The following is a 20,328-nucleotide window of genomic DNA, read 5'->3' as shown; positions in this document are numbered from 1 at the left end:
GACCGCTGCCTATGACGGACGGACGACGGCGCGACCCCGCACACGGCCCGTGCGCAGGAGCTCGAGAGCCCGGCCGAGGTCGTCCATGCCGAAGGTCTCGTGGTCGAGGGTCAGGTCGCCGCACACGAGCATCGCCGCCAGCTCGGGCAGCAGTGCCCGGGCCTCGCGCTCACGCCGGATCATGTTGACCGGCAGCAGCGCGACGTCGTCGAGCAGCCAGTTGGACAGGCCGAGGCGCACGTCGTCGCCGGCGACGTAGCCGATCGACACGGCACGACCGCCGGGGCGGACCCAGCGTGCGCGCGCCGGCAGGTCGGAGCCTCCCAGTGTGTCGACCAGCAGCGTCGCAGGACGATCGGTCGCCAGCGCGACCACGGCACCGTCGTCGCCGGACACGACGACCGTCGCGCCAGCAGCGACGCGCTCGACCTGCGACTCGTCGGCCACGAGCGCCGTGACCTTCGCTCCGCTGAGCAGTGCGAGCTGCGTGACCATGGAGCCGACCGCGCCCGCTGCTCCCGCGACGACGACGTGCTCGTCGGCCACCGGGACGTCGGCCAGCCAGGTACCGAGGCGTCCCACGCCGTGGAGTGCCGTGTGGGCCGTCGTGGTCGGCTGGAAGAACGTCGCGCCGACCGCGGGCTCCAGGCCCTCGGGCAGCTCGGTGAGCGTCTTGTCCTTCGTCACGACGAGCTCGGCCCACGTGCCGTCGCGCATGAGCCCGATGCCGCCGCCGCGCAGGATGACCCGCGTGCCGGGTGCGAAGCTCTCGGACGTCACGACGACGCCGCAGCCCTCGACCCCGCCGACGTACGGCAGGTTCGGCTTGATGCCGAAGTCGCCACCCGCGACGGTCACGTCGAGGTGCGACACCGCCGCGACCTCGACCCGCACGAGGGCCTCGCCCTCACCGGCGACGGGCACGGGGACGCTCTCGACGACGGGCGCCTCGCCCCACCCGTGGATGCGGGCGGCGCGCATCGTGTCGCTCACGCCGGGTGCTTCTCGAGGAATGCCAGGCTGAGCTCGTTGTACTTCTCGAACTGCTCGTGCTGGGGCCAGTGGCCGCAGTCGTCGAACAGCACCAGCTCGGAGCCCGCGATGTTGTCGTGCATCGCCTGGGCCTCGGGGACGTCGCCGAACGGGTTGTTGCGTCCCCACACGACGAGCGTCGGCACCGTGATCTGCGCCAGCTGGTCGGGCGTCAGGATGTTGCGCAGGCGCGTGTCCATGTCCTGCAGCGACAGCAGGTTGTCGATGTTCGCGACGAAGTCAGGCTGCTGGTAGATCGCGTGACGGATCGCGACGAGCTCCTCGGTCGCGTTGGCCGGGTCGTGCATCAGCAGGTGCATGCGCTTGCGGGTCAGCTCGACGTCATTCGACTCGACCGCCCGGCGCGTGCTGGTGCGGATGCGCTCCATGACCTCGGGGACGGCGACGGTGCCGCCGGCCGCGAGCAGCTGCAGCGAGATGACGCGCTCAGGGTTGTCGATCGCGGTGCGTCCGCCGACCCAGCCGCCGAGCGACTCGCCACCGATGTGCGCCTTCTCGATGCCGACGGCGTCGAGGTACGCCAGCAGGTGGTCGCGGTAGCGCGGGATCTCGTACGGGTAGTCGGGCTTGCCCGTGTAGCCGTGGCCGAGCATGTCGATCGCGTGCACCGTGTAGCGCTCGGCGTGCGGCTTGATGTTGCGCATGAACGCCTCGAGGTGGCCGCTCGTGCCGTGCAGGAAGACGATCGTCTCGTCGCCGTGCCCGGCCTGCAGCGAACGGGTCGGCACGCCGCCGGCGTCGACGGTCGACAGCGAGAAGTCGAGACCGGCGAGCTCGGTCCAGATGGTGCGGGTCAGTTCTTGGGTCATGTCAGGTCTCTCCTCGTCCGCGGCGCGATGCCGCGGGTGGTCACTGGTTGATGCGGTGGACCTGCGTGTTCACGCGGGCCAGCGGATTGGGGATGATGCGCTGGTGCGTCGCCAGCCGGTGACTGACGACTCGGCCGCCAGCGACGACGGCGACCGCGGCGAGCGCGATGGTGATGAGCTTCATGGGTGCCTCTTCGTAGGTGGGCTGGGATGCGTCAGCGGTGGTCGATGGCCCGCAGGAAGCCGTCGACGACGGCGTGGAAGGCACCGGGGCGCTCCTCCTGCAGGTGGTGGGACACGTGGTCCATGACGTGCAGGTTGCCCCGCTGCACCATGCGCGCCAGCATCATCGGGTAGTCGGGCGTCAGGAAGGCGTCCTCGCGACCCCACATGAACAGCGTCGGTGCCTCGATCTGGCCGAGGCGCTCCGTCAGGTCCTGCCAGTCGCCGCGCGGCGAGTCCGACATGGCCGCGAGTCCGCGCTCGCCCTCGTCGAGGCTCTGCTCGTACCGCATGTCGAGGGTCTCCTCGGGCAGGCGGTCGGCGTCGAACCACTCGAGCGACGTGATGAGCGTGCGCATCTTGTCGCGGGTCGGGCCCTCGCCGCCGTAGTAGACGTCGCGGGCCTTGCGACCGCGGTGGCCGCGCTCGGGCAGCGGGGCCAGGGGGCCGTAGAACACCGGCATGCTCCCCGTCACCACGAGCGACCGCACGCGGTCGGGGTGGAGAGCCGCGAGGTTGAGCGCGATCGTGCCGCCCCACGAGTTGCAGATGAAGTCGGCCTTCTCGATGCCGAGCTCGTCCATCAGGGCGATGGTCTTGGCAGCGTGGAAGTCCCACATGGGCCCCGTGATGAGGCACTTCTCGGACTGGCCGTACTGCAGGATGTCGACCAGCACGCAGTGCCGGTCCTCGGTGAAGTACGGCGCGACGGGTCCGAAGTCGCTCCACGCCGTGCAGCCGGGGCCACCACCGTGCAGGAAGATCGTGTCGGGGCCGGAACCGAGCTCGTAGTAGTGGTAGGTGACGCCGTCAGCGGTCGCGAACCTGCTCTCGGGTGCCGGTCCCGCCGCGGGCGAGGTGAGCGCCGGCGAGGTCGTGTCGATCGTCATCGGTCTCCGTCCTGGGTCGTGGTCTCGGAGGGCTCGATCACGGCGACTCCCATGCCGGTGAGCCACTCGGGCATCTCGGAGTAGGCCAACGCCTTGCCCGGCGCGAAGCCGAGGGCCGCGATCATGACCATCCACGTGCGCAGCTCCTGGCCGCCGTTGCCGGCGACCTCGGCGATCTGCTCGGAGGTCAGCTCGGCGTACTGCCGCATGTCGCCCTTCTCGAGGTCCGCGAGCCACGTCTCGTCGAAGTCGGGGAAGATCGTGGGCTGGGCCGACACGATGATCTCGCGACGCCGGTCGTTGTAGCGCTCCCACTCGCCGCGCCCGTTGAGCCAGGCGTCGACCAGGAACTCCTCGTCGTCGCCCTCGGGGGCGGTCCAGTCGCTGGGCCACGGCAGCTGGTGCGAGAGCCCGCCCGACGCGATGACGACGACGCGCTTGTCGCCGCCGATCTCGGCGACCGCACGGGTGATGTTGGCACCCAGCTCAGCGACGCGTGGCATCGTCGGCAGGGGGGCGGCGAACACGTTGACGACCAGCGGCACGACCGGCACGTCGATGCCGTCGAGCAGGTACTGGATCGCGTGGGCCTGGCCGTGGTCGATCTGCAGACGGGCCGAGATCGCGACCTCGGTGCCCCGGTCGACGAGCTGCTGGGCCAGGGCCTGCGCGAACTCCGGATCGGTCTTCTGCGGCCCCTTGGGGGTGCCGCCGTCACCGGCGGCGATGACCTCGCCGACGCCCATCGTGAACGACGGGATCATGTCGAGCCAGAACCCGCGGAAGTGGTTCGAGCCCACCAGCACCACGACATCGGGTGCCGCCGCGGCGATGCGGTCGCGCGCGGCGGCCAGGCCGTCACGGAACGCCTCGGCGCGGTCGGTGTTGACGACCTTGTCCCAGTGGGTGTTCATGAGGGTGGAGTGCGATGCCGCCACTCCCAGCACGATCGATGCCATGGTGCTCCTTGCCTACGTCGCTGCTCGGTGAGGTGGGGGTGGTCAGGCGGGCTCGGGCACGTCGATGCCCTGCTCGGCCAGCGCGTCGACCCGGTCCTCGGTGGTGTCCTCGGCGAGCTTGCGCCACTGCAGCAACGAGTCGTCGGGACGGTAGAGCTTCTCCGGCGGGGCGTCGGTGACCTCGACCATCCACTTGTCCTGGCCCGAGAACTGGCCGTGGAACAGCCAGCGGACGGCGCCGAGGTACTTGAAGTAGAAGGGAATCGTCTTGAGCCCCTTCTTGAAGTCGGCCATGACGCCCACGTACAGGTGGTTGTCGGCGTCCACCGGCACGTAGAACTCGTAGTGGATGAACGTCGGGTACGCGATGCGCAGCACGCCGGGCATCGACACCGAGGCGAAGCCCGGGAAGTCCTGCTCGGCGATGACGGGGTTGACCTCGCGGTGCGAGCCGGTGTTGCCGATGTTGGTCGTGGTCTTCGGGGGCTTGGACTTGTACCAGGCCTGACCGGTCCACTTGCCCAGCCCGGGGAAGTCGGCGTCCCAGTACTGCTCCTGCTGCACGCGGTAGATCCAGCGGCCGCGCTTGACGATCTTGGTCGTGTTCCAGACGGGCATGGCCTTGAACAGGCGCCACAGCGCGGTGCGGTGGAGGTACTTGGCGTGACCCTCGTCGTAGCCGTTCTCGCACGCGAAGCGCCAGTTGCCCTCGCGCGGCATGATGCGCGAGCCGATGACGGCCGCGTTGGTCACGAGCTCCTCGGGCAGCTGCTCGTCGATGGGGTGCGGCTCCTCGCCGTCGCCCACGAAGATCCAGACCATGCCGAGGCGCTCCTCGACGTGGTACGTCGGCTGCGTGACCTTGCCGCAGATCGGCGACTCGGGGCCATCGGTGATGGCGGCCTTGAGGTCGCCGGTCTCGAGGTCGAACGTCCAGCCGTGGTAGACGCACGAGATCGTGCCGGGGAACTGCTTGTTGCCGTAGCTCAGCGGGACGCCGCGATGCGGGCACCGGTTGGCCATGCCGCGGACGACGCCCTTGTCACGGATGACGAAGATGTCCTCGCCCAGCAGCTTGACCCGGACCGGTCGCTCGCCGACCTGGGAGGAGTAGACGACGGGGTACCAGTAGCCGCGGAAGCCCGCTGCCGCCGCCTGGTAGTGGGGCCAGCTCGACCAGTCCTGACGTCCCGGCAGGTTCCCGTCGTGCCGGCGCCTGGCCGACGTCTTGGGACGCTCGGAGGTCGGGGCTGCCTTCTTGGGGGCGCGCTCGGCCGCCGGCGCGGCTTGCGAATCCAGCGTCTCGCTCATCGTCTCTGCTCCAGGTCCTCGGGTTCGTCGGTGCATCAGCAGACCACCGCAGCACCGGCACGACAACCGTCGTGGTTCGCCCAGCGGACTTCGTGGACAGGCACCACACCGGCGGGCATGGATTCCGCTCAGCGATCCCGGATCGGTGTCGTGGTGATCCGGCCCACCTAGAGTCCGTCGGACCCGATCACCCCTGTGATCACCGAGCGAGGAGCTGTCGTGAGCGCACCGTCCACCGTCATCGAGACCGACGTCGTCATCGTCGGCGCCGGCCCGACCGGTCTCTACGGCGCCTACTACGCGGGCTTCCGCGGCCTGTCGACCGTCGTGGTGGACGTGCTGCCGCAGGCCGGCGGCCAGGTCATGGCCCTCTACCCCGAGAAGCAGATCCGCGACGTAGCGGCGCTGCCGTCGATCCGCGGTCGCGACTTCGTGGCCAACCTCGTCGAGCAGGCCGACACCTACGAGCCCACCTACCTGCTGGGACGTCAGGCCGTGAACCTCGAGCACGTCGACGGGGCGCCCGTGCTGACGCTCGACGACGGGACGGTGCTGCGGGCCGGAGCGGTCGTCATCACGGCGGGCATCGGCACGCCGACGCCGCGCGCTCTCGGCACCGGTGACGAGTGGGTCGGCAACGGACTGTCGTACTTCGTCGTCGACCCGTCGAAGCACGCCGACCAGGACGTCGTCATCGTCGGCGGCGGCGACTCGGCCCTCGACTGGGCCGACGCGCTCGGGACGATCGCCCGCTCGGTGACGCTCGTGCACCGTCGCGCCGCCTTCCGCGGTCACGCCGCGACGCTCGACCGCGTGCGCAGCGGTCCCACGGCGATCCACACCGACACCGAGGTCGTCGCGCTGCACGGCGACGCCACCGCCGAGGTGCTGCAGAAGGTGACCCTGCAGGCCAAGGACGGCACCGAGACCGTCGTCGCGTGCGACCACGTCATCGCGGCGCTCGGGTTCATCAGCGATCTCGGCCCGCTGCGCGAGTGGGGCGTCGAGCTGCTCGGCCGGTCCATCGCGGTCGACCGGTCCGGCCGCACCAACCTGCCCCGCGTCTACGCCGCCGGCGACGTCACCGACTACGACGGCAAGGTCAAGCTCATGTCGGTCGGCTTCGGCGAGGTCGCCACCGCCATGAACCACGTCGCGGTCGACCTCGACCCCGATCTCGTGCTCTTCCCCGGTCACTCGACCGACGGCGCCTGAGCCGATCCACTCCACCGACGCACCCCAGGAACAAGGAGACATCTGATGGCCTACGTGATCGGATCCGACTGCATCGACGTCCTCGACCGCTCCTGCATCGAGGTCTGCCCGGTCGACTGCATCTACATCGGCGACCGCCGCAGCTACATCAACGTCAACGAGTGCATCGACTGCGGCGCGTGCGAGGTCGAGTGCCCCGTCAGCGCCGTCTTCGTCGATCGCAAGGCGCGCAAGGACCCCGAGCTCGGCGAGTTCCTGGCCGACTCGGTCGCGTTCTTCGAGCTGCCCCTGCCGGGTCGTGACGAGGCGCTGGGCGACCCCGGCGGATCGCAGAAGCTCGGCCCCGTCGGCGTCGACACGCAGTTCACGGCCGACCACAGCGCATGACCGGACTGCGTCCGGTCGTCGTCACGGGCGGCACCAGCGGCATCGGTCTCGCCGTGGCCCGACGGGTCGCCACCGACGGACGCCCGGTCGTGATGCTGGGGCGTGACCGGGAGCGGGCGGACGACGCGCTGGCACAGCTGGTCGAGTCGGGGGTCGATCCCGGCACGATGGCCGTCGCGGTCGGCGACACGACCGACCCCGACGTCCTGGCGCAGGCCGTCGCCCTCTGCTCCGAGCGGTGGGGCCCCGTCTCCGGCCTCGTGACCGCCGCCGGCCGCCTCGCACGGGGCAGCGTCACCGACCTGTCCGTCGACGAGCTGCGGGCCGCGCTCGAGACCAATGTCGTGGGCACGTGGCTCGCGGTCCGTGCGGTCCTGCCGACGATGATCGAGCAGCAGCACGGCCGCATCGTGACGATCGGCTCGGTGCTGGGGTCGGTGGGTGCGGCCGAACGCTCGGGCTACGCGGCGACCAAGGGTGCCGTGGCCGCGATGACCCGGTCGATCGCGCTCGAGGTGGCGGCCGACGGCGTCACGGTCAACTGCGTCGCCCCGGGCCCGGTGCGCACCCCCATGAACGCCGACCAGCACGGCACGGCGGCCGACCGCGCAGCCGAGGCAGCGTTCACGTCCTCGATCCCGGTCGGACGATGGGGCAGCCCCGACGACGTCGCTCACACTGTCGCCGGCCTGCTCGCTCCCGAGGCCGGGTGGACGACCGGTTCGGTCGTCCACGTCGACGGAGGTTTCACGGCCCGATGAGGGCGGTCGCGGCGGCCGCGCTGTCGATGACCATGGTGGCCGCTCCACCGTTCGTCGTCGGGACGATGGGGCCGGGCATCTCGGCCGATCTCGGGCTGTCGGTCCCCGCCCTGGCCGGCACGGTGTCCTTCGGCTACCTGGTCGCGGCGGTGGCCAGCCCCCTCGGAGGAGTCGTCGTGCAGCGCGTGGGTCCCTCCCGCGCCCTGCGGCTCGCTGCGGCCCTGGCCAGTCTCGGTGTCGCCCTCGTCGCCGTCGCCCGGGGCCCGGCGACGTTGGCGCTGGCCTTCGTGGCGCTCGGCATGGCCAACGCCGTGATCCAGCCCGCCTCGAACGGCACCCTGGCCACCGCGGCCACCGGACGCCGACAGGGCGCGGTCTTCGGCATCGTCCAGTCGGCGGTGCCGGCGGCGACGCTGCTCGCCGGACTCCTGCTCGCCTCGTTCGACGACGTGAGGCCCTGGCGGGAGGCCATGGTCATCCTGCTGGTCGCGACCCTGCTGCCGCAGATCGTCGTGCCCCGCCCGGCCGCGGGCTCCCAGCGCGTCCCGCGCCGAGCCTCCGGCCGGTCGAGCCTGCCGCACCGCGGCACGCTGATCGCCCTGTGCGCCGGAGGTTTCATGGGCTCGGCGGCGGCCACGACCGTCGCGGTGTTCGGCGTCGCCAGCGGTCTCTCGTCCGGCCTGTCCCCCGCCGTGGCTGCCGGCGGGCTCGTGCTCGGCAGCCTGTGCTGCATCACCGGCCGCATCCTCACCTCGTGGCGCTGGGGCGACCACGCGCCCCGCCGTCTGCTGCTCGACATCGCCGGCCTGCAGGCCACCGGCGTCCTCGGCATCGCGCTGGTCGGCACCGGCACGACAGCCGGCTACCTGGTCGGCATCGCGTTCGCGTTCGGCTGCGGCTGGGGGTGGACCGGCCTGCTCAACATCGTGATCACGCGGGTGTGGGGCGGACGCGTGGCGTCGGTGACCGGCGTGATGCAGGCGGGCCTGTTCGGCGGCAGCGTGGCCGGGCCCCTGGTGTTCGCGGCCGTGGTCGACGGGACCGGCTATCTCGACGCGTGGCTCGTGGCAGCCGCAGCGCTGACCGTCGCCGCGTCCGCGAGCGTCGTCGCCGGCCGCCTCGTGGGTGCCCGCCATCTTGGTGAGCAGAACGAGAAGGGGCCGAGTCGGGTGGGTCGTCGCTAGCCTCGGACCATGACGCTTCTCGACGCACCGATCACCCGTCTCGACGGCACGCAGACGACGCTCGGCAAGATCACGGGCGGCCGTCCGGCCCTGCTCGTCAACGTCGCCTCGAAGTGCGGGCTCACCCCGCAGTACACCGCGCTCGAGCAGCTGCACGAGACGTACGCCGATCGCGGCTTCACGGTCGTCGGCCTGCCGTGCAACCAGTTCGGCGGCCAGGAGCCGGGCACGTCCGGCGAGATCGCCGACTTCTGCTCGCTGACGTACGGCGTGACGTTCCCGATGACCGAGAAGGTCGACGTCAACGGCGACGGACGCCACCCCGTCTACGCGGCGCTGGTCGCCACGACCGACGAGGACGGCCAGGCCGGCGACGTGGAGTGGAACTTCGAGAAGTTCCTCATCACGGGCGACGGCGAGGTCGTGTCGCGCTTCCGCCCGGCCGTCACGCCGGACGACGCACGCGTGATCGCCGCGGTGGAGGCGATCACCTCCGGATCCTGACCCTCGACCCGAGTCAGTCGGCGAGGCGGGTGAGGATGTCGCGCAGCGCGTCGAGCACCTGCTCGGTGCGCAGGTCCTCGCGGAAGATCAGGTGCTGCAGCGCGAGTCCGTCGAGGGCCGCGAACACCAGGGCGGCCACCCGACCGTCCGGGTCGTCGACCCCGATGGCGCTGAACGTGTCGCGCACCTTCTCGATGTAGCCCTCGTACTGCAGGCGGATGTTGTCCATGGGAAGGGCGCCCCGGATGGCCTGCGTCGTCTCGTCGAACTGCAGCACCGCCCGCTCCCACGAGGCGTTGAAGTACTCGACGTACGTCGAGGCGAACTCCTCGACGGAGTCCGCCCTCAGCCGCACGCCGTCGGAGTCCTGCTCGGCGGCTCGGCGGAAGGCCTCGTTGAGCAGCTGCTCGCGCGTGCCGAAGTGGTGTCGCACCAGACCGTGGGTGACGCCGGCTCGGGCGGCCACCGCGCGGTAGGTCACCGCCGACAGGCCCTCTCGACCCGCGATGTGGATCGCGGCGTCGAGCAGCTTGTCCTTGCTGGAGAGCCTCTCGTCCTCACGAGCGATGCCGGGGATGGAGTCCATGTGGACAGCCAATCACGATTCGGTCACCGACCGGACAGCCCCCACAGCGGTGGACGATCCGTGCTCAGGTCGATGTTGACCGACTTGACCGCGCTGTACTCGCGCAGCGTCTCGAACGACAGCTCGCGCCCGAAGCCGCTGTCGCCCCGACCTCCCATCGGCATGCCCGGTGCCAGGTCGAACCAGCGGTTGACCCAGACGATGCCGGCGTCGAGCTCGTCGGCCATGCGGTGGGCTCGACGCAGGTCGTTGGTCCAGACGCCGGCGGCGAGACCGTAGCGGTTGGCGTTCGCCCGGGCGATCGCCTCCTCGTCGGTGCTGAAGCGCTCGGCGACCGTCACGGGCCCGAACACCTCGCTGCGCGTGATGGTGGCCCCGCCCTCGGGATCGGCCAGAAGCACGGGTCGCTGGTAGAAGCCTCCGGCGAGCGAGGGGTCGAGGTCGAGCGGCTCGTCGCCGGCCAGCACCGTGACGCCCTCGGCGCGGGCACCGTCGAGGTGTCCGCGCACGAGCTCGAGCTGCTGGCGAGAGACCAAGGGGCCCATCTCGCTGGCGGGGTCGGTCGCGTCGCCGACCGTGATGCTGCGGGCGACCTCGCTGAAGCGCGCCACGAACTCGTCGTGGATCGTGTCGTGCAGCAGCAGCCGCGACGAGGCGATGCACGCCTCGCCGTTGGCCAGGTAGATGCCCATCAGGGCGTCCTGCACGGCGACCTCGAGGTCGGCGTCGGCCGCGACGATCATGGGACCCTTGCCGCCCAGCTCCATCAGGCTGGGCGTCAGCGTGCGGGCCGCGGATCCGAGGATCGCGGTCGCCGTCGCGGGACCGCCCGTGAAGGTGATCTTGGCGATGTCGGGGTGGGACACGAGCGCAGCCCCGGTCTCGGGACCGACGCCCGTCACGATGTTGAGCACTCCCGGCGGCAGGGCGTCGCCGATGACGGCCGCGAGCTCGAGGATGCTGGCCGAGGCGTACTCCGACGGCTTGACCACGATCGTGTTGCCGGCCGCGATGGCCGGTGCCACCTTGTTGGCGAAGGTGATGATCGGGGAGTTCCACGACAGCACCGCGGCGACGACGCCCAGCGGCTCGCGCTTGGTGTAGAGCAGGGTGTCGGGGTTGGCCAGCGGTATCTGCTCGCCGTTGAACGCCCGGATCGCACCGGCGTAGAACCGGAAGATGGCCTGCACCGTCGGGATGTCGGCGATGAACGCCTCCCGGATCGGTCGGCCGTTCTCGGTGGCCAGCAGCGAGGCGAACCGCTCGCTGTCGGCCTCGAAGCGGTCGGCGATCTCCAGCAGCACGGCCTGCCGGCGGTCGACCGTCGTCCGGCGCCAGTCGCGGAAGGCGGCCGTGGCGGCCGCCACGGCCCGCTCGACGTCGTTCGCCGAGCCCTGGGCGAGCAACGCCCACGGGGTGCCGACGCTGGGGTCGATCGCCTCGAACGTCCCGGAGCCCGTGACCCAGTCGCCGCCGATCAGCTGGAGGTAGTCGGCGGTCGGGGCGTAGGCGTTGCGACTCGGCGCGCTCATGCGATGCTCCGGCGGCTCGGACGCAGCGCTGCCCCGGCGGCCAGCACGACCTGCACGGCCGCGAGGGCCAGGCCGGTGTTCATCAGCCCGTCCACGAAGCCCGACGACGCCTGCCCGTCCGACGCCATCTGCATGCCCGCGTGACCCATCGCGGCGTGGTCCATGCCGGAGTGGCCCCCGCCACCCGACGACATCATCAGCAGGTGCACCACGATCATCGTCAGCGCCACCGCCGCAGCGACCGAGTGGTCGCGACGGCCGTGCGTCGCTCCGGCCCGCCACGTGCACGCGACGCACAGGCCCGACAGCACCAGCATCGTGACGCTCATCGTCAGCATCGACGTGCCGGTCGCCACGAGGAGCACGACGTGCACCGCGAAGCAGGTGACGGCGACGACGGGGATCGCCGTCGTCGCGAGATCACGCGGAGGCCGAGCTGTCCCGGCGCGGGATGTCGTGGAGTCCATGAGGGTCCTTCCTGAGGCCGACACGTCAGTGGCAGTGCTGGTCGGTGGGACGGTCGCCGTGTCCGCTGCCGCCGGTGTGGGCGGACTGCGACGCGGGGACGTCGAGGGCGGGGTTCTTGTCGAAGAAGTTGGCCGGCATCAACATGAAGCCCGCGACCTCCGTCGGCATGACGGGCCAGTCCTCGGCCCGCGGCACGTGCGTCACGCCGAGGGTGTGCCACAGGACGACGTCGGTGTCCTCGGTCGGCCGGTCGGCCGCCGTCCAGCGGGGCAGGCCGTCGCCCGATCGGCTCTGGTTCGGGAAGTCGCCACTGGGACGCATCTCGTCGGGCGAGTAGGGCGTGACCCACATGTTGCGGGTCGCGAAGCCCGCCCGCTTGGCGACCAGCGACGGCGCCTGGGCGAGCATCGTGGCCGACGACCAGCCGGGCAGGAACTTGTAGCCGACCGGGTTGCCCCAGGCGTTGGTCTTCGACCGGTTGACGACCGACCAGTTGCGCGACGTCTGCGTGTTGGTGTGGTCGTCGCCCGCCAGCTCGTGGTCGATCACGGTGCGGTGGACGCCGATCGCGTTGCCGTACGGGTTGTCGGGGCCGACCGGCACGCCGTAGGCGTCGTTCTGGACGACGGTGTTCTCCCAGCCGTCGACCTCGGGGTCGAGGCGGAACGAGAACAGGTGCTGGTGGTACGTCGCGACGAGGTTCTCGGCGATGCGGGTGCCGTGCTTCGACGTCTCCCCCGCCTCGACCGAGCGGGTCTGGACGATGCCGAGCAGCTTGACCTCGACCTGGATCGACGCGTCCTGGAAGAAGTTCCAGTAGAAGCCGTAGTGGTAGTTGCCGACCGTCGCGATGAAGCTGACGACGAGCTTGCGCGAGCGCCGCACGTCGACGTCGCCGGTCACCCAGTCGGTGTGCTTCCAGAGGATGCCGGCGTCCTCCTCGTGGATGCAGATCGCGTTCTCGACCGTCGTCGGCTCGCCGTCCTCGCCGGCGTTGACCGCGTCGAGGTAGACGATCTCGCCGAGGCAGTCGCAGCCGAGGCGCAGGGAGTTGGCCAGCTTGCCGAGGCCGAACTCGCCGGCGTCGAAGGCGCTGCGCCAGAAGTGCTCCTTGGACGGGTCGCCGTACGGCACGACCATCTCGCCGAGCGAGGCGCGGTGCAGCACCGAGCGGTACTCGCCGTCGTCCTGGTACTCCACGGCGTGCAGCACGAGGCCCTCGAGCGGGTGCCAGTTGATGCGGAAGCGCCACTTCTGCCACGTCAGCTCGGGGCCGTCGATCGTGAAACCGACGCCCTGGGGCTGGGTGATCTCGAGCGGCGCGATGTCGGTGCGCATGGGCTGGTTGGCGTCCGCCGTGTAGTTGGCCTGCTCCTTGTTCATGGGTCGCACGCCGAAGTCGTGCACCTCGAGGACCTCGAGCGTCACGAGGTCGACGACGGCGATGACGCCCTCGACGGGGTGGGCATAGCCGTTGTCGGCCGGGAAGTCGCGGTAGTACGTGACCGAGCCGGCCAGCCGGCGCCCCTCGACGGGGTAGTCGAGCACGCCGGGAACCGCCATGTTGGCGACGCCCCACGGGTCGATCTGCACCTTGTCCATGTCGGTGATGCCGCGCTTGGCGAGCGCCTCGATGTAGCGCGGGTCCTGCTTGATGAGGTCCGGCACCAGGTCGAACTCCTCGAGCAGCACGGGTGCCGCACCGTCGTTGATCGGCTTCGACGAGACCAGCGAGTCGGCGTCGAGATCGACGACGAGATCGTGGGTGGCGCCCGACGCGCGGTCGACGAGCAGGACGCGCGCACGCCGCGCCACGTCGACGCCGTCGCGCAGGAGCCGCTTGTCGGGCTCGTCGGTGTAGACCGCGGAGAAGCCGGGACGCTCGGCGACGTTCTCGCGCCGGACGATGGCCGCCACACGACGCATCTCGTCGGCGGTCAGGGAGTCGAACAGGGGGTTGCGCACGGGGGTGGGTCCTTTCGTCGTGCAAGGTGCCGCCCACACAATCACCGGCTCGCCCTCCGTGGGGCATGTGCGTTTCGCTCAGCGGGCCCGCGCTCCCGCCGGGACGCACGACGGTGGCGGCACCCCGCAGGATGCCGCCACCGTCGATGCCCTGCCGTCACAGTCGCTATCGACCGACGAGCCCGTCCAGGAACGGGACGACTGCCGCCGCGACGGCTTCGGGCAGCTGCTCGGTGAGCGGGATCATGCCGCCCTCGATGACCGAGACGTCGACGCTGCGCGCCCCGGTCAACCGCTCCTGCACGACCTCGACGTCCGGGAACGCGAACGGGTCGGCGTCCGCGCCCAGGATCAGCACGGGAGCCGCGACCAGGCCGATGCGCTCCTCCATGACGTACCGCGCGCACGCGACGTGGCCCTCGAGCGGGTCGACGCCGGGTGCCAACGCGTCGCGGACGTAGCGGTCGAGCAGGTCCGGCCGGCCCGCCGGGTAGTGGGGCCGGCGCTGGTTCCACCACGTCACGAGGTGACCGCCCCCCTCGTCCACCTCGGCGTCGTCGACGCCGCCCGGACCCTCGGCCTGGGTCGCCCGGAACTCCGGGCCGGTCCAGGACGGCGACGACAGCACTGCCCCGGAGACCCGGTCAGGTGCGGCCGCCCCCACCTCGATCGCGACGACGGCACCCGTGTGGTGACCCATCACCGCGAACCGCTCGAGGCCCAGCGCATCGGCCAGGTGCAGGGCACCCGATGCGTACTGCTCGATGCTCTGGGGACCCTGCGGCTTGGCCGACTGGCCGAACCCGTACATGTCCATCGCGATGATGCGGTGGTGCGGGCCGACCAGCGGCATCAGCTCGGCGAACTCGTCGTGCGACCGCGGGGTCTGGTGCAGGCAGATGACCGGAGTGCCCCCCGAACCGGCCTCCGCGTAGTGAAGCTGCCCCAACGGCGTGTCGGCGTACCCCAGGCGCACGGGTGCGTCGACGAGGTCAGTCGACAAGCGTCCGCCCCATGTTCGCGTAGGTCTCGGGCCGCTCGCTCCGGGCCCGCAGCGCCACGGCGATCGCGATCACGACCGTCAGCACGTGCAGGTACGGCATCCGGTTGATGATCACCGAGTCGGTGCCCGTGATGGCCGGGAAGTTCGACAGGGCGAAGTACGTGATGGTGCCGAAGCCGATCAGCGACAGGCCGGGGGCGACGGTCTGGGCCCAGCCGTAGATCCCCTGACGCGCGAAGAAGACCAAGACCGCCAGCGAGGTGGTCGTGATGAGCACCATGAGACCGACGGCTCCGAACCCGGTCAGGGAGGAGGAGAGGTTGGTCAGCGGGTCGAGCCCCGCGAAGACGAAGCCGAGGACCAGGACGGTCTCGATGACGAAGGCGGTCGCTCCGGCCAGCACCGGGGACTGGTGCTGGGGGTGGATCGTCTGCATCTGGCGGGGCAGGAAGCCGTCGCGTCCGAGAGCGAACATGTAGCGCGCGGCCGCGTTGTGGAAGGCCAGCATGCCGGCGAAGATGCTCGTGATGATCAGGACCTCCAGGACCTTCGTCCAGGCCGATCCGACGAACTGGTCGCTGAGGGCGAAGGCGAAGCCGCCCGGGTTCTCGGCCGCGGCTCCGCTGGCGTCGTCGGACGTGGCCAGGAAGGCCCACGAGGTCAGCACGAAGAACACGCCGATGAAGCCCATCGACAGGTAGGTCGCCCGTGGCACCGTGCGCTCGGGGTCCTTGGCCTCCTCGGCGTAGATCGCGGTGCCCTCGAAGCCCTGGTAGCACGAGAAGGCGAAGATCATGCCGACGCCGACCACGCCGGGGACGAAGATCTCGCCGGGGCTGAACGAGCTCATCGGCAGGCTCCCGAGACCCCGATCCGCGACGATCGCGATGTCGAGCACCAGGATGACGAGCAGCTCGAGGACCAGTGCGACACCCAGCACCTTGGCAGCGAGGGTGATCTTGCGGTATCCGAGAGCGAAGACGCCGACCAGGCCGACGAGGGTGTAGACCCACCAGGGCAGGTCGATGCCGAAGAACGTGTTCGCGCTGCCCGCGGCGAAGAAGCCCATGGCGCCGGCCGTCGCTGCCGAGAGCGCGAGGTAGGCCGTGGTGGCGATGTAGGCGCCAGCGAGGCCGAGGGGTCGTCCCAGGCCGCGCACGATGTAGGCGAAGAAGGCACCGGCATTGTGGACGTGGGGAACCATCTTGGTGAACCCGACCGCGAACAGCAGCATGATCGCCATGACGAACACGTACATGCCCGGGGTGCCGACACCGACGCCCAGCCCGATCGCCAGGGGCAGGATCGCCACGGCACCACCCGCGGGTGCCACTGCGGCCATGACCATGAAGACGATGTGCGAGACGCCGAGGCTTCCTTGCGCCAGCTCCGTCTCCTTGCCCGGGAGAGACCGACTGGTCTCTGTTCGTTCCGCCATGGGATAGCTCCTCCTGCTGGGACGGCCAATGGGGGGGTACGGCCGTCGACTAGCGGACAGTGTGGGGATTCAGGGTGACCGTGACCACGCGCCCGGTTCGCTGAGCGACACGCACCGGTTCCGCCGCGTGGGACTGATCTTCCTGCGTTCGGGTTGCCGGGACGTCACCGACGTCGAAAGATTGGTCCCTGGTCAGGCGAGACCGAGCAGGGCGACGCCCGCGAAGGCCACGAGCGCGCCGATCTGCTGCGCCGGCAGCATGCGCTCGCGCAGCACCCACCGGGCGAGGAGCACCGTGAAGACCGGGTAGAGCGAGGCGACCACGCCGACGAGGCTCACCAGGCCGAGAGTCGTCGCGTGGGCGAGCAGCAGCGTGCCGGCCACGTCGATGACACCGATCGAGAGCACGACGCCGGCGAGCCAGCGCCCGGGCACCTCGGCCAGCGTCCGCCGTCGGCGCACGAGCACCGGCATCGACAGCGCGACGATCGTGGCCTTGAGGATCACGACGGTCCACACGATGCCACCGTCGGCCGCCTCGCCGATGAACGCCGTGGCCGAGCCGAACCCGATCCCCGAGAAGGCCGCCAGCACGATGGGTCGTCCGGCCAGCCGGTCGGTCAGCTCGGGCCCCGAGGCCAGCACGACTCCGGCGATGCCGAGGACGGCACCGGCGACCGCGATGCGCGAGGGCACCTCGCCGAGGTGCACGACACCCCACAGCACCGGCACCAGGACGCCGAGTGCGCTGACGGGTGCGACCACCCCCATCGTCCCGACCGACAGCGCGGAGTAGAACGACACGAGGCCCAGCACCATCCCGACTCCCGCCGCGACGGCCCAGACCAGCTGGCCCGGATGGGCGCTGACGGGTCGCGTCACGAGGGCCACGACCAGGATCACGACCAGGCCCGCCGACTGCGAGGCGGCCACGACCACGACCGAGGGCAGGCGCCGACTGGCGATGCCTCCCACGAAGTCGGCCGTGCCGCCGCACGCCGAAGCGAGCAGCGCGAACAGCACCGCCATGGTGACCTCCTGAGGCGCTGATCCTCGCGGGCCGCGTCCGCCGATGGTCATCGGGGTCTCGCTGACTGAAATGCGGGCGACCTCCTGCCTCACCGGCTGCGCGGCGTTCCGTCCAGCGACCCGGCGCGATGGTCGCCGCGGCGTCGCCGGTCCAGGGTGGGTCGATGCAGCGCGCCGACGAACGTCCGCCGTCGATGCTCGACCGCGCCGTCCAGCTGTTGACCGCGTTCCGGCCCGACGGCGAGTCCCTGACGTTCAGCGAGCTGGTCGAGGCCGGCGGCCTCACCCGCACCACGACGCACCGGCTCGCCCACCACCTGGTGCGTCTCGGGCTCCTGCGATGCGAGGACGGGCGCTACTCGGTCGGGTTGATGCTGTTCGAGCTCGGCCGGCTCGTGCCGGTGAGCCGCACGATCCGCGATGCCGCCGTCCCCTTCCTCCAAGACCTGTTCGAGGCCACCCACGAGACCGTCCACCTGGGTCTGCGCGACGGCTTCGACGTCGTCTACGCCGAGAAGATCCACGGCCACGGAAGCATCGACCTGCCGTCCCGGGTGGGTGGCCGACTGCCTCTCACCTGCACGGCCGTCGGCAAGGCGCTCCTCGCCGCCGACCCTGCCGCGGAGGCACAGGCCCTGCGGCGTCCCCTGCCCCGGCTCACCAAGGCCTCGGTGACGGACCCGGCAGCACTCGCCGCCCAGCTGGCGGAGGCCAGGCAGACCGGCGTGACGCTGGAACGCGAGGAGGCCAATCTCGGCGTGGCCTGCGTGGCGTCGGCGATCATCGTCGGCGGCACGGCACGGGCCGCCGTGTCCGTGTCCGTGCCGATCGACCGCTACGAACCCTGGCGGCTCGCGGCGGCGGTGCGCACGACAGCACTGGGCATCAGCCGGCAGCTCAGTCCCGCGGCGTCACGAAGCGCCGCAGCAGGTACCCGTCAGCGTCCCAGAACTCGGTGAGGGGCAGGCGGTGACGGCGTGGCTCAGGCCGCGGCGAAACCGGCCCGTCGGCGGATGTCGGCCATCGCCTTGACGTAGGCCGGGACGTCGGCACGAAACGACGGGGCCGTCACGGAGAGGGCAGCGACGACCCGGCCCGACTCGCCGTACACGGGCACGGCCACGCTCGCGAAGCCCGCCGTCGTCTCCTCCATCTCGACCGCGAAACCGAGCTCCCGCGCGCGGGCGACCTGGTCCTGCAGCACGCGGGGCAGCACGACGGTCGAGCGCGTCAACCGGGGCAGGCCACTCCTCAGGACCTCGTCGAGCAGCTCGGGCTCGCCGTACGCCAGCAGGATCTTGCCGGTGGCGGTGCAGTGCAGCGGCATGCGTCCCGCGATGCGGGAGGGACGGGTCTTCTGCGCGTGGCTGTTGACCTTCTCGAGGTACAGCACCTCGGTGCCGTCGAGGACGGCGAGGTGCACCGTCTCCTTGGTCATGAAGTGCAGCGTCTCCATGTGCGGCCGCAGTGTCTCGCACAGACGACGCAGCCGTGAGACCCGCGACCCCAGCTCGAAGGCCCGCACGCCGAGCAGGTACTCGACGTCGTCGCGCTCGAGCATCCCCCACGCGACCAGCTCGTGACACAGCCGGTGCACGGACGCCTTGGGTATGCCCGTGCGCCGGGAGAGCTCGGACAGGGTCAGGCCGTCGTCGTCGACCCCGAACGCCTCCAGGATCAGCCGCACCTTGCCCAGCACGCTGTTCGCTCCGTCGCCGAGGCCCTCGCCCATCGGGGTGGTGGTCTGCGGCCGGCGCGGGTGGCTCGCGTGGTGAGGGTGCTGATGCCGCCTTCGATCGCTCGACGTGTCCATCGACACAGTGAACGCGATCACAGCCGCGTTGCCCCACCCCAGTTCCGCCAGACGGAACTGGGGTGAAGAAAATTCGTGCGCACGGTCGCGAGCACACGACGCGACCCCCGGCCCGTCAGGACCGGGGGTCGCTGTCGCCGCTACTTGACCAGCGGGATGGTGTCGAGCGTGTAGCCGCGCGAACCGGGCTTCTTGTACGTGTCGATGTTCTCGGCCGACCAGAACACGGACTCGACGATGAGCTCCTTCTCGGCCTTGCCGGCCTTGGCGTCCTGCACGGCCTTGATCACGGCGAGACCCGTCGCGTTGGCCTGGGGGTCCCAGGTGCCGGTGAGGCGACCCTGCTTGACGGCCTCGATGGCGTCGGTGTCGCCGTTCGCGCCCGTGACGATGACGCCGTCGCTCGTGCCGTCCGAGATCTTCTTGCCGGCCTGCGTGACGGCCGCCGAGATGCCCAGCGCCGAGGCGTCGTTGTAGGCCCAGAACGCGTCGACGTCGTCGTACTTCGAGAGCAGGTCCGAGGTCAGTGCCGAGGCCGACGAGGAGCCGTCCTTGACGTTGTCGGTCTCGGACAGGACGGTCAGCCCCGCGGCCTTGGCGGCCTCGGTGAAGCACTTGACGTTGGCCTGGATGGAGGGCACCGGCGGTCCGCCCATCACGATGACCTTGCCGCCCGGACGCCACGTCGCGAACTGCTGTGCGGCGACCTTGAAGGGCGCGTCGTCGGCCTTGCAGAGGTTGAGCTGCCACCAGACCGTCGTGTCGATCTGGTCGCCCTCGGAGTTGACGCCGATCAGCGGCGTCTTGGCCGAGGCGGCCTGGGCGAACGTGCCCTGCATGGCACCGGCGTCGAGCGTCCAGATCGAGATCGCGTCGACCTTCTTCTGGAGCATCGTCTGCACGTTGGACACCTGCGCGTCGGGCGACAGGTTGGCGTCGATGACGTCGGTCTTCCAGCCCAGGCTCTTCGCGCCGGACTTGAGACCGGCGATCAGCTCCTGCTGACTGGGCTGCGACTCGACCGGGCTGGAGTAGCCGATGGTCAACGAGTCGCTGGACGCCCCCCCGGCGTCGGACGACGACGAGCCGCAGGCGGACGCGACGAGCGCCACACCTGCGACGACGCCGAGAAGCGGCATACGGATCTTCATGAGGAACCTCCTGGAGTGGATCACGTCGACGACGTGACCGGTGGGGTT

21 protein-coding genes are annotated in these 20,328 nt (G+C 70.6%); 6 read left to right on the top strand and 15 right to left on the bottom strand.

Annotated elements, in window-relative coordinates:
* Positions 1-9 precede the first annotated feature (9 nt).
* The 6 genes from JOF40_RS20195 to JOF40_RS06845 are packed head-to-tail and all read right to left on the bottom strand — an operon-like array spanning position 10 to position 5,244.
* Positions 10-993, bottom strand: a complete 984-nt coding sequence (locus JOF40_RS20195; RefSeq protein WP_209674433.1) for a zinc-binding dehydrogenase — start codon at positions 991-993, stop codon at positions 10-12.
* Positions 990-1,862, bottom strand: coding sequence for an alpha/beta fold hydrolase (locus tag JOF40_RS06865; protein ID WP_129181314.1), 873 nt, complete (start codon positions 1,860-1,862; stop codon positions 990-992). The genes JOF40_RS20195 and JOF40_RS06865 overlap by 4 nt, the downstream gene beginning before the upstream one ends.
* A 40-nt stretch (positions 1,863-1,902) precedes the next feature.
* Positions 1,903-2,046: a hypothetical protein gene (locus JOF40_RS06860; protein WP_188111710.1), complete on the bottom strand. Its 144-nt coding sequence runs from the start codon at positions 2,044-2,046 to the stop codon at positions 1,903-1,905.
* A gap of 31 nt (positions 2,047-2,077) precedes the next feature.
* The gene (locus JOF40_RS06855; protein WP_129181312.1) at positions 2,078-2,974 is read right to left on the bottom strand and encodes an alpha/beta fold hydrolase; all 897 of its coding nucleotides are present in this window, start codon (positions 2,972-2,974) and stop codon (positions 2,078-2,080) included.
* A complete protein-coding gene (locus JOF40_RS06850) occupies positions 2,971-3,933 on the bottom strand; it encodes a DODA-type extradiol aromatic ring-opening family dioxygenase (protein WP_129181310.1) in 963 nt (320 codons plus the stop codon). The genes JOF40_RS06855 and JOF40_RS06850 overlap by 4 nt, the downstream gene beginning before the upstream one ends.
* Before the next feature lie 42 nt (positions 3,934-3,975).
* Positions 3,976-5,244, bottom strand: coding sequence for an aromatic ring-hydroxylating oxygenase subunit alpha (locus JOF40_RS06845; protein WP_129181308.1), 1,269 nt, complete (start codon positions 5,242-5,244; stop codon positions 3,976-3,978).
* A gap of 219 nt (positions 5,245-5,463) precedes the next feature.
* On the opposite strand from JOF40_RS06845, the gene JOF40_RS06840 reads away from it, so the two are divergent.
* From JOF40_RS06840 to JOF40_RS06820, 5 genes are read left to right on the top strand one after another with little or no spacing between them, the layout of a single operon-like run.
* Positions 5,464-6,459: an NAD(P)/FAD-dependent oxidoreductase gene (locus JOF40_RS06840; protein ID WP_129181306.1), complete on the top strand. Its 996-nt coding sequence runs from the start codon at positions 5,464-5,466 to the stop codon at positions 6,457-6,459.
* Positions 6,460-6,504: 45 nt separating this feature from the next.
* Positions 6,505-6,846, top strand: a complete 342-nt coding sequence (locus JOF40_RS06835) for a ferredoxin family protein (RefSeq protein ID WP_129181305.1) — start codon at positions 6,505-6,507, stop codon at positions 6,844-6,846.
* Entirely contained in the window at positions 6,843-7,607 is a 765-nt protein-coding gene (locus tag JOF40_RS06830; protein ID WP_129181303.1) for an SDR family NAD(P)-dependent oxidoreductase, read from the top strand. The genes JOF40_RS06835 and JOF40_RS06830 overlap by 4 nt, the downstream gene beginning before the upstream one ends.
* A complete protein-coding gene (locus JOF40_RS06825) occupies positions 7,604-8,791 on the top strand; it encodes an MFS transporter (protein WP_188111709.1) in 1,188 nt (395 codons plus the stop codon). Before JOF40_RS06830 ends, JOF40_RS06825 begins: the two co-directional genes overlap by 4 nt.
* Before the next feature lie 9 nt (positions 8,792-8,800).
* Complete coding sequence (locus JOF40_RS06820) at positions 8,801-9,295, top strand: glutathione peroxidase (protein ID WP_129181299.1); 495 nt, start codon at positions 8,801-8,803, stop codon at positions 9,293-9,295.
* A gap of 13 nt (positions 9,296-9,308) precedes the next feature.
* On the opposite strand, the gene JOF40_RS06815 is transcribed toward JOF40_RS06820, so the two are convergent.
* The 7 genes from JOF40_RS06815 to JOF40_RS06785 form a co-directional block, all read right to left on the bottom strand.
* Entirely contained in the window at positions 9,309-9,881 is a 573-nt protein-coding gene (locus tag JOF40_RS06815; RefSeq protein ID WP_129181298.1) for a TetR/AcrR family transcriptional regulator, read from the bottom strand.
* Positions 9,882-9,904: 23 nt separating this feature from the next.
* Entirely contained in the window at positions 9,905-11,413 is a 1,509-nt protein-coding gene (locus JOF40_RS06810) for an aldehyde dehydrogenase family protein (protein ID WP_129181296.1), read from the bottom strand.
* The gene (locus JOF40_RS06805; protein WP_129181294.1) at positions 11,410-11,880 is read right to left on the bottom strand and encodes a hypothetical protein; all 471 of its coding nucleotides are present in this window, start codon (positions 11,878-11,880) and stop codon (positions 11,410-11,412) included. Before JOF40_RS06805 ends, JOF40_RS06810 begins: the two co-directional genes overlap by 4 nt.
* A gap of 25 nt (positions 11,881-11,905) precedes the next feature.
* The gene (locus tag JOF40_RS06800; RefSeq protein WP_129181292.1) at positions 11,906-13,846 is read right to left on the bottom strand and encodes a primary-amine oxidase; all 1,941 of its coding nucleotides are present in this window, start codon (positions 13,844-13,846) and stop codon (positions 11,906-11,908) included.
* Positions 13,847-14,012: 166 nt separating this feature from the next.
* Positions 14,013-14,849 (bottom strand): alpha/beta fold hydrolase, encoded by an 837-nt coding sequence (locus JOF40_RS06795; protein WP_209674431.1) that lies wholly within the window; start codon positions 14,847-14,849, stop codon positions 14,013-14,015.
* Positions 14,839-16,287 carry an APC family permease gene (locus tag JOF40_RS06790; RefSeq protein WP_129181290.1) on the bottom strand — a complete coding sequence of 483 codons (1,449 nt, stop codon included), beginning with the start codon at positions 16,285-16,287 and terminating at the stop codon, positions 14,839-14,841. Before JOF40_RS06790 ends, JOF40_RS06795 begins: the two co-directional genes overlap by 11 nt.
* Before the next feature lie 192 nt (positions 16,288-16,479).
* A complete protein-coding gene (locus tag JOF40_RS06785; RefSeq protein ID WP_188111708.1) occupies positions 16,480-17,316 on the bottom strand; it encodes a DMT family transporter in 837 nt (278 codons plus the stop codon).
* A 164-nt stretch (positions 17,317-17,480) separates the two neighbouring features.
* Between JOF40_RS06785 and JOF40_RS06780 the strand changes: the two genes are divergently transcribed.
* Entirely contained in the window at positions 17,481-18,275 is a 795-nt protein-coding gene (locus JOF40_RS06780; RefSeq protein ID WP_209674429.1) for an IclR family transcriptional regulator, read from the top strand.
* Between the two features lie 23 nt (positions 18,276-18,298).
* On the opposite strand, the gene JOF40_RS06775 is transcribed toward JOF40_RS06780, so the two are convergent.
* Entirely contained in the window at positions 18,299-19,129 is an 831-nt protein-coding gene (locus JOF40_RS06775; RefSeq protein WP_209674427.1) for an IclR family transcriptional regulator, read from the bottom strand.
* Between the two features lie 140 nt (positions 19,130-19,269).
* Complete coding sequence (locus JOF40_RS06770) at positions 19,270-20,280, bottom strand: sugar ABC transporter substrate-binding protein (protein WP_209674425.1); 1,011 nt, start codon at positions 20,278-20,280, stop codon at positions 19,270-19,272.
* Positions 20,281-20,328 lie beyond the last annotated feature (48 nt).

Origin of the sequence: Aeromicrobium fastidiosum, from assembly GCF_017876595.1 — a bacterium.
Lineage (GTDB): Bacteria > Actinomycetota > Actinomycetes > Propionibacteriales > Nocardioidaceae > Aeromicrobium > Aeromicrobium fastidiosum.
This window is presented reverse-complemented; position numbering and strand designations above follow the sequence as displayed.

Excerpts from the sequence above, each read along its gene's own strand:
- JOF40_RS06865 (WP_129181314.1), bottom strand. The coding sequence starts at position 1,862 with ATGACCCAAGAACTGACCCGCACCATCTGGACCGAGCTCGCCGGTCTC.
- JOF40_RS06860 (WP_188111710.1), bottom strand. The coding sequence starts at position 2,046 with ATGAAGCTCATCACCATCGCGCTCGCCGCGGTCGCCGTCGTCGCTGGC.
- JOF40_RS06855 (WP_129181312.1), bottom strand. The coding sequence starts at position 2,974 with ATGACGATCGACACGACCTCGCCGGCGCTCACCTCGCCCGCGGCGGGA.
- JOF40_RS06850 (WP_129181310.1), bottom strand. The coding sequence starts at position 3,933 with ATGGCATCGATCGTGCTGGGAGTGGCGGCATCGCACTCCACCCTCATG.
- JOF40_RS06845 (WP_129181308.1), bottom strand. The coding sequence starts at position 5,244 with ATGAGCGAGACGCTGGATTCGCAAGCCGCGCCGGCGGCCGAGCGCGCC.
- JOF40_RS06835 (WP_129181305.1), top strand. The coding sequence starts at position 6,505 with ATGGCCTACGTGATCGGATCCGACTGCATCGACGTCCTCGACCGCTCC.
- JOF40_RS06830 (WP_129181303.1), top strand. The coding sequence starts at position 6,843 with ATGACCGGACTGCGTCCGGTCGTCGTCACGGGCGGCACCAGCGGCATC.
- JOF40_RS06825 (WP_188111709.1), top strand. The coding sequence starts at position 7,604 with ATGAGGGCGGTCGCGGCGGCCGCGCTGTCGATGACCATGGTGGCCGCT.
- JOF40_RS06820 (WP_129181299.1), top strand. The coding sequence starts at position 8,801 with ATGACGCTTCTCGACGCACCGATCACCCGTCTCGACGGCACGCAGACG.
- JOF40_RS06815 (WP_129181298.1), bottom strand. The coding sequence starts at position 9,881 with ATGGACTCCATCCCCGGCATCGCTCGTGAGGACGAGAGGCTCTCCAGC.
- JOF40_RS06810 (WP_129181296.1), bottom strand. The coding sequence starts at position 11,413 with ATGAGCGCGCCGAGTCGCAACGCCTACGCCCCGACCGCCGACTACCTC.
- JOF40_RS06805 (WP_129181294.1), bottom strand. The coding sequence starts at position 11,880 with ATGGACTCCACGACATCCCGCGCCGGGACAGCTCGGCCTCCGCGTGAT.
- JOF40_RS06790 (WP_129181290.1), bottom strand. The coding sequence starts at position 16,287 with ATGGCGGAACGAACAGAGACCAGTCGGTCTCTCCCGGGCAAGGAGACG.
- JOF40_RS06785 (WP_188111708.1), bottom strand. The coding sequence starts at position 17,316 with ATGGCGGTGCTGTTCGCGCTGCTCGCTTCGGCGTGCGGCGGCACGGCC.
- JOF40_RS06780 (WP_209674429.1), top strand. The coding sequence starts at position 17,481 with ATGCAGCGCGCCGACGAACGTCCGCCGTCGATGCTCGACCGCGCCGTC.
- JOF40_RS06775 (WP_209674427.1), bottom strand. The coding sequence starts at position 19,129 with ATGGACACGTCGAGCGATCGAAGGCGGCATCAGCACCCTCACCACGCG.
- JOF40_RS06770 (WP_209674425.1), bottom strand. The coding sequence starts at position 20,280 with ATGAAGATCCGTATGCCGCTTCTCGGCGTCGTCGCAGGTGTGGCGCTC.